This window comes from Roseovarius sp. 217 (assembly GCF_000152845.1).
In the GTDB taxonomy this organism is placed as follows: Bacteria; Pseudomonadota; Alphaproteobacteria; order Rhodobacterales; family Rhodobacteraceae; genus Roseovarius.
On record NZ_CH902584.1, the window covers coordinates 1,330,933 to 1,343,369 of the forward strand.

At 56.5% G+C, this 12,437-nt stretch carries 13 protein-coding genes and 1 tRNA gene; 4 read left to right on the plus strand and 10 right to left on the minus strand.

The features are described from left to right. The 7 genes from istA to ROS217_RS06375 form a co-directional block, all read right to left on the minus strand. Positions 1-882, minus strand: an 882-nt coding sequence (gene istA / locus ROS217_RS06355; protein ID WP_157046664.1) for an IS21 family transposase, incomplete at its 3' end; no start/stop codon positions are given. Positions 883-989: 107 nt separating this feature from the next. Continuing rightward, positions 990-1,454 carry a hypothetical protein gene (locus ROS217_RS06360; protein WP_009816867.1) on the minus strand — a complete coding sequence of 155 codons (465 nt, stop codon included), beginning with the start codon at positions 1,452-1,454 and terminating at the stop codon, positions 990-992. A gap of 129 nt (positions 1,455-1,583) precedes the next feature. Then, positions 1,584-2,045, minus strand: coding sequence for a ribonuclease H family protein (locus tag ROS217_RS06365; protein WP_198134872.1), 462 nt, complete (start codon positions 2,043-2,045; stop codon positions 1,584-1,586). Positions 2,046-2,331: 286 nt separating this feature from the next. Continuing rightward, on the minus strand, positions 2,332-3,642 hold the full coding sequence (locus ROS217_RS06370) for a hypothetical protein (protein ID WP_009816869.1): 1,311 nt from the start codon (positions 3,640-3,642) through the stop codon (positions 2,332-2,334). A gap of 133 nt (positions 3,643-3,775) precedes the next feature. Further along, positions 3,776-3,925: a zincin-like metallopeptidase domain-containing protein gene (locus ROS217_RS24320; RefSeq protein WP_254656379.1), complete on the minus strand. Its 150-nt coding sequence runs from the start codon at positions 3,923-3,925 to the stop codon at positions 3,776-3,778. Further along, positions 3,913-4,146, minus strand: a complete 234-nt coding sequence (locus tag ROS217_RS24050) for a hypothetical protein (RefSeq protein WP_157046559.1) — start codon at positions 4,144-4,146, stop codon at positions 3,913-3,915. The genes ROS217_RS24320 and ROS217_RS24050 overlap by 13 nt, the downstream gene beginning before the upstream one ends. Positions 4,147-4,338: 192 nt before the next feature. Next, positions 4,339-4,980, minus strand: a complete 642-nt coding sequence (locus ROS217_RS06375; RefSeq protein ID WP_009816870.1) for a recombinase family protein — start codon at positions 4,978-4,980, stop codon at positions 4,339-4,341. A 942-nt stretch (positions 4,981-5,922) separates the two neighbouring features. On the opposite strand from ROS217_RS06375, the gene ROS217_RS24055 reads away from it, so the two are divergent. Further along, positions 5,923-6,489 (plus strand): hypothetical protein, encoded by a 567-nt coding sequence (locus ROS217_RS24055; protein ID WP_157046560.1) that lies wholly within the window; start codon positions 5,923-5,925, stop codon positions 6,487-6,489. Positions 6,490-6,724: 235 nt separating this feature from the next. Here the strand turns inward: ROS217_RS24055 and ROS217_RS06385 are convergent, their stop codons facing one another. Further along, entirely contained in the window at positions 6,725-8,089 is a 1,365-nt protein-coding gene (locus ROS217_RS06385) for an integrase (protein ID WP_254656380.1), read from the minus strand. Positions 8,090-8,198: 109 nt separating this feature from the next. Further along, positions 8,199-8,284: transfer RNA gene (locus ROS217_RS06390), tRNA-Leu, on the minus strand. A gap of 146 nt (positions 8,285-8,430) precedes the next feature. Here ROS217_RS06390 and ROS217_RS06395 point away from each other — a divergent pair. Then, positions 8,431-9,414 (plus strand): complex I NDUFA9 subunit family protein, encoded by a 984-nt coding sequence (locus tag ROS217_RS06395; RefSeq protein WP_040651183.1) that lies wholly within the window; start codon positions 8,431-8,433, stop codon positions 9,412-9,414. Between the two features lie 3 nt (positions 9,415-9,417). Here the strand turns inward: ROS217_RS06395 and ROS217_RS06400 are convergent, their stop codons facing one another. Next, positions 9,418-10,221 carry an undecaprenyl-diphosphate phosphatase gene (locus ROS217_RS06400; protein ID WP_009816874.1) on the minus strand — a complete coding sequence of 268 codons (804 nt, stop codon included), beginning with the start codon at positions 10,219-10,221 and terminating at the stop codon, positions 9,418-9,420. Positions 10,222-10,440: 219 nt separating this feature from the next. Between ROS217_RS06400 and ROS217_RS06405 the strand changes: the two genes are divergently transcribed. Together ROS217_RS06405 and ROS217_RS06410 are read left to right on the plus strand one after the other, a co-directional pair. Beyond that, entirely contained in the window at positions 10,441-11,874 is a 1,434-nt protein-coding gene (locus tag ROS217_RS06405) for an NAD(P)-dependent oxidoreductase (protein WP_198134873.1), read from the plus strand. Positions 11,875-12,014: 140 nt separating this feature from the next. Further along, positions 12,015-12,437 (plus strand): GFA family protein, encoded by a 423-nt coding sequence (locus ROS217_RS06410; protein WP_009816876.1) that lies wholly within the window; start codon positions 12,015-12,017, stop codon positions 12,435-12,437.

The window sequence follows — 12,437 nt, forward strand, 5'->3', positions numbered from 1 at the left end:
AACATCAGCAATGCTGCCAGGCAGTGCGCCATGTGCCGTCTCCGCCCACAGCAGCTTGCAACGGTCTTCCAGCCATTCATTCAGTGCAGCAAGGTCTGGGAAGACAGGAGCGACCTGCCAGAGGCGATGTCGGGCATCACGCACGCTCTTCTCAACCTGACCCTTCTCCCAACCAGCCGCCGGATTGCAGAACTCGGGATCGAAGACGTAGTGGCTGGTCATGGCCAGGAACCGCGCATTCACATCGCGCTGTTTGCCGACGCCAACCCGGTCGACGGCTGTCTTCATGTTATCATAGATGCCGCGCCCAGGGACGCCTTCGAAGACGCGGAATGCATGCCAGTGGGCATCAAACAGCATCTCATGTGTTTGCAGCAGATAGGCCCGCACCAGAAACGCGCGGCTATGTGACAGCTTGATGTGGGCAACCTGCAGCTTGATGCGCTCACCGCCGATATAGGCCCAGTCCTCGCTCCAATCGAACTGGAAAGCCTCACCCGGCGCGAACACCAGTGGCACGAAAGTCCCGCGATCCGTCGTGTGATGCGCACGCTGCCGTTCACCCTTCCAGTCCCGCACGAAGGCCGCAACACGCTCGTAAGAACCGTCATATCCAAGCTTCACAAGATCGGCGTGCATCAGCTTCGCCGTTCGGCGTTCCTTGCGTGATTTGCGCTGATCAGTCGTCAGCCATGCTGTCAGATGCTTGGCAAAAGGGTCCAACTTGCTGGGGCGATCTGGCACCTGAAACGCAGGTTCAACAATCCCCTCCCGCAAATACTTCTTGATCGTGTTGCGAGACACGCCAGTCCGCCGCGCGATCTCGCGAATGGGCATCTTCTCTCGCAGCGCCCATCGCCGAATAACTTTCAAAAATCCCATGTCTATCACTCCATGCGCCCCCAGCTGATTCAAGCCGGGGCAAGGTTGCACATGGGTCAATTCTCAATGACAATTTCTGCTGTTGCCGGGTCAGTTCTCAGTGACAATCAACAATCCTTGATTGATCCGGTGCCACAGCATACCAGCCGCCACGCCGCGTTTCCCCGCTCTTCACGAGTGATCGTGACTTTCTCGCGAGCATTGAGAAGGGACGCCGCGCCAAGGGCTTCTTCAAGGGGCATTGTGGGGTGGGCCTTCACGGCCACCTTACGGACTTCCCCGCCACGTTCCTGCGCCAGCCTATGAGCCGCTAGCCGGTGATGACCATCAATCACGATCCAGCCCTTGCCACCCCACCAGACGTGAATGGGATCATCAAGGTCAGGGGCCGAAAGGTCGCCCGCGATCTCCTCGACCCTCTCCATATCCAGACCCGCCGCCCGCACTTGGAAAACCAATGGCTCTGTTGCGATTTCTTTCAGGTGGAGCCGTTCGGGTGTCCTGTTGGGGGGCCGGGGGTTGTCAGCCTTCTCCCGTCTGAGCCTGTCAAGTGCCGCGCTGGGCGTATCCATGGGCGTGCCTCCTGTTCTGTTGATGACCTCTATGGTGATAACGCTGGAGGGGGCGCAGTTGCCCACGCCCTCCCCTACCGGCTCTTGCGGGGCTTTCACCCGCTCTCATCGTCGCGCCGCCGCGTCCCGTCATGCACGAAAGACCTTTCTCGCGGCTTTGTCGGCGGCTTTCCCCGCCATGGCGTCCACATGCTCATTGTCCGGGTCGCCTGAATGGGCTTTGATCTTGTGAAAGGTCACCTCTCGGGTCGCCATGAGGGCAATGATCTTCTCCCACAATTCGCGATTGCGAACCTCTTGGCCGTTCGTCTTTCGCCAGTCTCGGCTTAGCCATCCCTCAAGGTGCTGTTCAATGCCGTCCTTGATGTATCCGCTGTCTAGACACACCAGCACGGGTGCGTCCTCTGGGATCGCTGTGAGGGCATCTATGACGGCCCACATTTCAGCTTTGTTGTTGGTGGTTTCCAGACTTTGGCGTGATTTTTCGATGATCTGCCCATCCGGCGCATAAAGCCGAAAAGCGCATCCACCGGGTCCGGGGTTGTCCTTGCAGCTGCCATCTGTGTAGGCCACGTAAAATCCATCGGCCAAGGCCGTTGTTGCGATAGTATCCATCGGGATTATTCCTGTTCTGTTGATGTTGGTTGAGGATTTCGGACAAGACCGGTGGCCCCTTCGGGAAACCCCCGGGGGAGACACATGGTCTTATCTGAAGGTGCAACCTAATTGGGGCGAAACGGGCCATCAGGTCGCCCATCATCCTCAGTCACGCAATCAAAACAGATAGGAGACACACAGGCACATCAGGGGCGCAACTCGGGGCCTTTGGGGCGCTTTGGCTAGTGACTTGCAGGGGTGAGCTGATTGATGAGTGCCCCTACTCAGCGCCTCCCAAGTCAGCCTTTGACAGTCGCCTTGCTCCACTCCGGTTCAACTCAACCTTTGGGCCGTCCGGGCCAAAAGAAGCCGCAGCAGTGAATGCGAGGAGCGACTTCAGCGCTTGAGCACGGTCGTCCATTTCAGTGTTTGCTGCTTTGTCGGTGAATAGGCCACGTGTGACGCCCTCAATCCACGCCTGCGGTACTTCGCCTTTTTTCTCGTGCTGTACTTCCAAGACCGTCTCGATAATCCAGCTGGCGCGGGCCAAGTCGAGATTGAATCGGTTGATGTCACGTGCTCGTTCGATGTCTGAGTGGTAAAAGCCTCTCATCCAAGTCGCTGCATACACCAACGCACCCATAGAAACGAGCGACGAAAGAACAGTGCGACCAATTAGATACCAGTCTGTGAATGCAAAACGTTGTTCGATAGCCTTTGAGAACTCAGAGATGTCAGCGCCACTTTCCACAGCGCCAGAGATCGCCGATAGCATCGCCTCTGACACACCGAGTTGTAGAAGGCTAGTGTAGGCGTACCAGCCGGACAGGCTAGCGGCCAAGAGTGAAGCGATAAACACTGCCCATCGTGCATAAGTTGCACCTCTCGGTACAATAGCTTGTCTTACGTCTGACGCCGTTTGGCTCGTCAGGGCCCGGTAAATTTCACGGCGCTCAGACATGTGGGATTGAAGACGTAATTTAGCTCGATCTGTCTCGATATCCTCCAGAGCCTTTGCGTGGTCTTCTCGACGCGCTTCTTCTTTCGCTGCGGTCTGTTCTTCGATCTGCTGGCGACGTCTTTCTAGGCTTTTGAAGCTCTCATTGAGGTCATCAACCATCGCTCGATGCTGGTTGCTAAATCCAGTCATGAGTTGGCGAAGAACGTCCACGTCATCGTTCTTCACACCTTCCTCGACAGAGTTAAGGCGGCCGATCAAGTCGTGGACTTCATCTACAAAACTGGTGCGATCTTTCCAACTCGACGGCTCGGGCCCGAAAGTAGTTTGAATCTCGTCAAACGTCGCTGAGGGCTCACGTCCGTTCGCAAGTGTGATATCGCGGCTAAACGCTAAAGAGAACGTTGTCCGCTCGGGCGTGGTGACTGCGATGTTGCCGGTGCGGTAAACATATCGACCTGCCTTCGTCTTTTTTGTCAGAACCTCTGCTATCGGTATGTTTATGCCTTGAGATAGGCTTACATTTCCTTCAAGCGTGTACTCGCTGAAGACTGCCCGTATATCTTTGAAGAACTTAACAAGGGTTGCATCGTCTAATTTGTAAATTCTGAAAACGTTTGGTCTCGACGCCACTTTGCACCTCTTGTTCTTCTGTAAACATAATAGCCTGCGCCTCCACTAGGGGGCTCTGGAGAGCTTGTATGCTCAGCTTCTGGTGGTCCAGAAAAAAGAACCCCTAAGGGCTCTTTAGTTGGTAGTCCGTGGTTCATTGGGCAAACGCCGATGCTTTCAAGACGGCCTTTGGGCAGTAGTTCAACGCCTGCAACCAGTTCTCGAGGCACTGAGCGCGACCCAGCCTCGGTTCGCTGGTTATGTCTAGCTTGGCACAACAGAACGCCGCTCCTAGCTTAGCCACCAGCTCCGCGAACCTATTAGCTGGATACCGTAATCACGGCTTGCAATGTGCTGTAAGCGAAGCCACTTCGCTTTTAGATAAGGGAGGTTTTGCTTGCCTTTATAATCATGTTTCTTGGTGCACCGATAGGCATCCAAACCGCCAGCATCGCGGATGTTGACATCAAGCGCCCTGCATACATCAACCGCCACAAACCACGGGGCGTTGTTGATCTCGATCACCCGGATGGTGTGGCCTTTGAACTTCGATTTGATCGAGGTTCTAACTGTAAAAAGATTACAGTTTTGGTTGACTGGGTAAATATACCAACGCCGCCCAGCAAACCTAAGCCCGTCTTTGCCGTCAGTTAAATCGGATTAAACTGACCCTGCGCCCGCCGGAAGCCCTACGTGCCGCGCCAGCACGTAGCCCCATCACATCCCCCAGCGGGCCAATGCAGCCTCAGCCGCCGCCGGGTCGCCCTTGATCCGCAGCACGGTTTGCCGGGACACCCCGACCGCCTTGGCGATCTCAGAGGTGCCAGAGCCGGTGGTCAGCATATCCCGCACCCTATCCAGCTTGTCACGGTCATATGTGGGCTTCTTGCCGGGATACCTTACCCGGTCCGTCATTTCTCTCGCAGCCGCTATGCCTGCCTTCTGTGCCTCTTTGGTCGCCTCTGCCTGTGCCTGCGCGGTTGCCGCCATGAAGGCGATCAGGGCGTCTCTTACGGCCTCCTGCATGGGGTCTCTGGTGGCCCCGTCGAAGGTCAGCCCATTGATCACCGTCTTGACCACGACCCCTTGTCGCATGAAGTGGCGGATCGTGTCTGTCACGTCCTGATAGTTGCGCCCCAGCCGGTCAACCCAGCGCACCACAAGGGTATCGCCGCGCCGCAGCTTGTCGAATAGCCTTCGCCCGTTAGGCCGCTCTGCCAAGGGGACAGAGACACCGGACACACCATGATCCGACACCACATCATCAATGACAAATCCAGCCGCTGTGGCTTGGGATAGCTGGTGATCAAGGTTCTGGTCTACAGTCGAGACGCGGGCATATAGGATGGTCTGGGTCATAGTGGCCTCTCAGGTGTCCGATTGGGTTATGTCCCCTGATACGTGTGACCGTTGATCAATGTCAATCCTTACGGACACCCTAGCGGCATCTTTTCTGCTGACCGCTACGCCATACCCTTACGGACAAAACAGTATGCACCCCCGCCCAGCCTTGAAGGTGGCCCCTGCATAATCATCCGCAATCAAACACCCCGTAGCGCTGGGCCTCGGCCCCCTGCCCCGTGTCTGACCCGTACGGGTGGCGGTATGGGGGGAAATTGCAGCGCTCGGCTGGGGCGATATGGGCGTTCGGAAATGTGACCCAAAAAAATAGCCGCTGGTGAATTTGCAGAAACACAGTCGGCCCAGACTGGACTTTGGCCAGCTGACCTATCGCTGCGGCGCAGCTTCTCCAGTCCAGCCATTGGTGCACTGCGCAGCATTTTTCGCGATTGGAGGACCACAGTTCGAAGTCTTGGGTCCTGCGCAGCATGTGCAAAATCCCAGTGTTTTGAAGACGCCTTCACACCTCGCGTGGGCAGCTGTCGTTCGCGGCAGGTGCAAAGAAAGCACCCGTATACTCAGTGGGCTTGCGCTGAAGCAACTTGGCAACGTAAGCTGACGGACAATCACAAAGCGGAAAAAAGATGCGGCAATTCTGGAAAGTGAATATATCAAAAAAGACGTTTATTTCAGAGACGTTTATTTCGGGATTGAATGTGGATGAGTAGGCCACCCATACCAGAAACACTCAAACGGGAGGTAAGGCAAAAGTGCAATTATGGCTGCTTGCTTTGCGGCGCGATTCCTTACGATTATGAACACGTAGTCCCGTATAGTGAGTGCAAAGAACACAAGCTAGATAATTTGGTTTTACTCTGTACTAGACATCATCGTGAAATAACTAGTGGCAGATTTCCGAAGAGCGCAATCCGCGATATATTGAGCGGAAGAACACACCCGTTGGGTGTGGCGAAATATAAGTTTTTTCACATTCCTTTAAAGTACTTTTCGCTTGGTGGTAGTGCCTTTGGGCTACCACGGAATGGTATTTTGAACGTACTTTGCTTCAAAGAGCAAACGCCAATTTCGATAAACATGGAGGACGGACTCCCTCTATTTAATATGGAACTTAATGACGTCCGAGGAGACGTTTGCTTCAAGATGGTCAACAACACCATTACCTTGGCGACAAAAACTTTCGATTTTAACGTATCTGGTAAGAGTATTATTGCGCGGCTTGGGCCGCAAAAACGTCTAGTAGATATGAAGATTGACGCGGGTGTCCTGAAAGTAAGATCTATACGAATTGGATCAAGCGGTTTTGCAATTAGAGTCCGCGAAGACAAAATAATTATTTCAACTAACCCTTTGGGTGGCCAAGCAATCTTCGATAGCTGTGCTTTCGGTGGCGATATCCAGAACTGTATTGCTGGCACTGGAGTGTTAGGTAATACAGCTTTCTCCCTTGGTTGTGAAAGAGGCGAATACGGTAATGTCGAGGCCCTAAGAGCAGCTTTCAGATTGTGACCTGAGCCGCAATCGGCGGAAAGTTTGCGGCCTTCATAGGTCGAGGGACTGCTTTGCCGAAATCGACCCTCTCATTTCACGACCGCAGCGAACGACCGCTATCCGCCCTTGGTGTTCAGAGGTAAGATGTGATCCTTCGCATCTCCCGCGCAAGCCTCGGCAGACTGACCTCGCTCTTGCCGTACATCGCCCCCTCATCTCTTTGGTGGCCGTGAAGGGCTACCGTTCGCACGGCCTACTTCTGCCGCTCATGGGGGCTTCCCCTATAGCCCCCCAGCGCTTTCACCAGTGCATCACGCTTCTGTTCCAGCGATGCAGGGCCCCCATAGGCCGCATCCTCACCGCCCTTGAAGGCGTGGCCTTGGATAGCCCGCGCGGTATCCGGAAAAATCTCCTTCGCCCGCATCCTGTCTTTCATGTTGTGGCGTAGGCTGTAGGGGACGTGGCGTTTGTCCTTGGTTAGCGCCCTTATGCGCCTCTTCAGTGCCTGAGACAGGCGATCCATTCCGCCCTCACCATAGAAACGGGGAAACGCTGGGGCCGTTGGATCATTCACCCCCCTCACGGCCTGTGCCGCAGCCAGCAAAGCCGCGCCCACAAGGGGCACCTCTCGGGTAGACCATGAGGTTTTGAGGGTTCTATCGTCGCGCTCCTGAATGACCACATGGGGGATGGGGTGATCAACGATGATTTCACCAACCTGCAATTGGCTGATCTCGCTAGGTCGCGCCCCGGTGAAGTCCAGTAGGGTCCAGATTTGCAAAAGGTCGCGGCGCTGACCGCTCAGAGCATTGTAAACCCCTTCAACCACTTCGGGCGGCAGCGCCAACCGCTCTTCTCGGCGGCTCACCTTTGCCTTGGGCAGTTGGAGACGAAAGAAAGGATTTATACCCCCCGCGTCCAATTCGCTGCGGGCCACGGCTATCACGGCGCTGATGTCGTTCTTCTCACGACTTATTGTTGACGCGGCTTTTCCCGCCGCCACGCGCATATTGCGCCATTTGCGGGCATCCTCTCGGGTCAGTTTGGATATGGGTTTATCCTCCCCGACCGCCGCGATCAGGTGCAGCTCAGCACGGGCCAACCTCTGCTCCTGCTTCTTGCGCTGTTCGGGGAGTGCCTTGGCGTTCTCAGCCAGATAGAACTTGAACGCGTCCGTGATGGTCGGCTCTGGGGTTTCCTTTGGCACACCCCCAATGAGGGCAGAGGCCAGCGCAGCCTCTTTCTCCGGGACACCTTCATATCGACCCGTGTCAGCGTTTTGATAGCGATCAACCAGCTTTGCCGCCGCTTCCCCCCGCCACGTCTGTTCATTGAGATCATGTCCGGGTCCGTAGGGGTCAGCGCCCCACACTTCCAGCATGGCCTTCAGGCGTTCGCGTTGCTCGGCGGGTGTAAGCCCCGTCACGCCATTCTTGGCCAGTGCCAGCATGTGTTCAATGCGCTGATGGTACGGACCGTAAGCGACAAGCGCCTCGCCCTCTGTGCGGCCAAGTGACGAGATAAACTCAGTCTTGCCTATAGTCGCCAACAACGCCTTGGGGACGCGCCTGCGATAGATGTAATGACCATTTCGTTTGTCAGTCTTGACGTGCTTCACGCTGAAACTCCGCATAGATTCACACTCCGCTGTGGATACGGGCGTGGATACAGGAGCACAATAGAGAAGGATAAGCGCCAATGTTATCAATTAGTTATGGCGATATTTTTGGTGCCCAGGAGAGGACTCGAACCTCCACGGCCTTGCGGCCACTGGCACCTGAAGCCAGCGCGTCTACCATTCCGCCACCTGGGCAGGTGTCGTGAAGCAGGCGTTTATCGCTCGCCCATCATAGTGTCAACGGCGATTTTACGGGTGTAGTGGAATTGCCTTATCGTCTTGTCCAAACCGCGCGAGAGCGGTAGGAAAGTGAGCGAATGCGCATAGCCCCGGAGGCCGAAATGTCAAAGCTAGTCACCATCTACGGCGGATCAGGGTTCGTGGGCCGCTATATCGCGCGGCGCATGGCGCAGGCCGGTTGGCGGGTCCGTGTCGCGGTGCGACGTCCCAACGAGGCGATTCATGTCAAACCCTATGGCGTCGTCGGTCAAGTTGAGCCGGTGTTCTGCAACATCCGCGACGATGCCAGCGTACGGGCCGTAATGCAGGGTGCCGATGCGGTGGTGAACTGCGTGGGCACCTTTGATCGCAAAGGCAAGAACAGCTTTGACGCGATCCAAGCCGAAGGTGCAACGCGGGTTGCGCGGATGGCGGCGGAGGTGGGCGTGGCGCATTTGGTGCATATATCCGCGATTGGTGCGGATGCAGAGTCGGATAGCGCCTATGCCCGGTCCAAGGCAGCAGGGGAGGCTGGGATTCTCAAGCATTTTCCGGGAGCTGTGATCTTGCGGCCATCGGTGATCTTTGGGCCGGAGGATCAGTTCTTCAACCGATTTGCCGCAATGACGCGGTTTGGCCCGGTGTTGCCCGTGGTCGGGGCCGAGACGCGGTTTCAACCAGTTTACGTGGATGACGTGGCGCAAGCCGCGGTCATGGGTGCAATGGGACAGGCTGCGCCGGGCATTTACGAATTGGGTGGGCCAGAGGTGGCTAGCTTTCGTGCCTTGATGCAGCAAATGCTCGGGGTGATCCGCAGATCTCGTTTGATTGTGAATATCCCGTTTGGGGTGGCTGCGATCTTGGCAGGGGTAATGGAACTTGTGCAGACCGTGACCCTTGGGTTGATCCCGCCGCAGATCACGCGCGATCAGGTCCGCAGCCTGCGTGTTGATAATGTGGTGTCTGAGCAGGCCAAGGGCTTTGATTCTCTTGGAATTTCCCCGACAGCTCTGGGGGCTGTTCTGCCCGATTATCTGTGGCGGTTCCGTCCTGCCGGCCAGTATTCCGCGATCAAGGAATCGGCCAAGAACCTGCGCGCGCGCTAGGTGTCAGGTATAAGCGATCGCCAGTAGGGTCACGCCAAGGATCAAACGGTAGACCACGTAAGGCGTAAAGCTCACGCTGCGGAGCAGACGCATCATTAGGCTGAGGGCCAGCAATGCCGCCACAAAGGCGAAGGCGGCGGCAATAGCGCCATCACGCAAGAGCCCGAGATCAGCTTGCATAGCGGCCTCACCACCCAAAAGAACGCCACTGGCGATGATTGTAGGCACTGACATGAGCATCGAGATGCGGGCGGCATCTTGGCGCGCGTATCCTATAAACCGCGCGCCGGTGATGGTGATACCAGAGCGGGATGTGCCCGGAATGAGCGCGATTGCTTGCCACAATCCTAAGACGATAGCATCCCGCATGTTCCAGTTTTCGCTCGCTTTTTCGACCTTTCCGGTTTGATCGGCCCAATAGAGTAATACCCCGAAGATCAACGTTGTCCAGCCAATCACGGCGATTGAGCGGAGCGCCTCATCAAGCCCTGAGAGTTTCAGCAGGAGGCCGCAGACCATAACCGGAACCGAGGACACGATCAAAAGTAGTGCCAGGCGGGCACCCGGCGTGTCGGCGCGGCCAGAGATGAGGCGCGGGAACCCCAGGACAGCGCCGCGCAAATCAGACCAGAAATAGATCATGACGGCAAAGAGTGTGCCTACATGCACGGCAACATCAATGACCAACCCTTGGTCCGGAATGCCCAACAGATTCGGCAAGAGGATCAGATGACCAGATGAGGAGATCGGCAGAAACTCGGTGATCCCCTGCACGATGGCGACAAGGAAAATATGGAAAAGTGCCATCGGGACTGCCTTATGCTCGTTTTTGTAATCCTATAAACCATTGTGTTTCAAAGGCAAACTTGATTGTAGGTCCGAATCGGAATTAAAATATGAAGATTTTACTAAGTGTCAGTGCTGTCCAGCATATATTAATTCATAATAGGTCATAGTTTGTGACTTTTAATTACAAAACGACTGGGGTAAACCTTCGCGTAAGAACGTGACTCGGGAGGATAAGCCGTGGCGAAGCAACCTATGCTGAAATTCGTGACCGTCGAACGGGACATGCCCGAGAAGCGTGGCGCGGAGGCGCGGCGGCAGGATTTCCATGAGATCTATGCGGAATTTGCCGATGCGAAGGCCAAGGAGCAGTCGGGGCGGTGCAGTCAGTGTGGTGTGCCCTATTGCCAGAGCCATTGCCCCCTGCACAACAATATCCCCGACTGGTTGCGGCTGACGGCCGAAGGTCGCCTAAAAGAAGCCTATGAAATCAGCCAGTTGACCAATACCTTTCCTGAGATTTGTGGGCGGATTTGTCCGCAGGACCGACTGTGCGAGGGCAATTGCGTGATCGAGCAATCGGGTCACGGCACTGTCACAATCGGCGCGGTTGAGAAGTATATCACCGATACAGCCTGGGACGAGGGTTGGGTCGAGGTGATCAAGCCGAGCGTAGAACGTGTTGAATCCGTTGGGATAATTGGTGCTGGTCCCGGTGGTCTTGCCGCTGCGGATGTGCTGCGGCGGGCTGGGATACAGGTCACGGTTTATGACCGCTATGACCGCGGCGGCGGGTTGATGACCTATGGCATTCCCGGTTTCAAGCTGGAGAAAGATGTGGTGATGCGCCGCGTCGATCAATTGGAGCAGGGTGGGGTCAAATTCGTGCTCAATTGCAACGTGGGTGTGGACCTCAGCTTTGACGAAATTCGCAGCAAACACAACGCGTTACTGATTGCCACCGGGGTGTACAAGAGCCGCGATCTGGAGGGGCCGGGCGCGGGGGCCAAGGGGATCGTGCGGGCGATTGATTATCTGACCGCGAGCAATCGTGTGTGCTTTGGCGATGCTGTGCCGGAGTATGAGAGCGGCGAGTTGAATGCGGATGGCAAACGAGTTGTTGTGGTTGGCGGTGGCGACACCGCTATGGATTGTGTTCGCACCGCGATCCGGCAGGGTGCGACATCGGTCACCTGCCTCTACCGTCGGGACCGCGACAACATGCCCGGCAGTCAGCGTGAAGTGGCAAATGCCGAGGAAGAAGGCGTTAAGTTTGAATGGCTTAGTGCGCCGGTTGGGTTTGTGGGTGATCCGGTCTCGGCGGTGAAGGTGCAGAAAATGCGCCTAGGCGCGCCGGATGCCACCGGGCGGCAGAGCCCGGAACCGATTGAGGGCGCCATTGAGAATGCACCTGCCGATCTGGTGATCAAGGCACTCGGGTTTGAACCAGAAGACCTGCCAAGCCTCTGGAATCAAAAGGAATTGGAAGTCACTCGCTGGGGGACGATCAAGGCCGAGTTCACCACCGGACAGACTGCGATGGAGGGGGTTTATGCCGTGGGCGACATCGTGCGCGGTGCGAGCCTCGTGGTTTGGGCGATCCGGGACGGGCGCGATTCCGCAGCGGCCATTCTTGACTATCTGAGCACCGCACAGGCCGTCGCGGCAGAGTGAGTTTGCGGGTCACTCGTACGTTTGTGCGGTGAGAACGTACGGGTCACCGTCGGAGACAGGGCACGGCAAAAGAACAGCGGAACTTTCCGCATGACAGGACAACAATCCTGACCCACCGGGTAAAGGAAGGGTTAAGACCGATGACAGGAAAAATGACCGGACATTGCCTGTGCGGCGCTGTGACGCTCACGGCCCTGTCGCATGCCGGGGCGGTGAGCGCCTGTCATTGTTCCATGTGCCGCCGCTGGAGCGGCGCGGCGATGTGGGTTCTGGAGGTGCCGGTGGACTCGGTCGAGGTGGCGGGGCCGGTGGAGCGCTATCGCTCATCGTCTTTTGCCGAACGGGCTTGGTGCGGCGCTTGCGGAACGCAACTCTGGATCAAGAACGATGACGGGCCATACGAATTTATGCCGGGGCTGTTTGATGAGGCGCGCGCGCTTCCGCTCTCGCATGAGCTCTACGTTGACCAAGCATTTACCAGCGTCACGCTGGCGGGCGGTCACAGGCGGGTGACGCGGGCAGAGTACGAGGCGTCAGAGCGCGCCGTGCCGGATCAGTCGTGA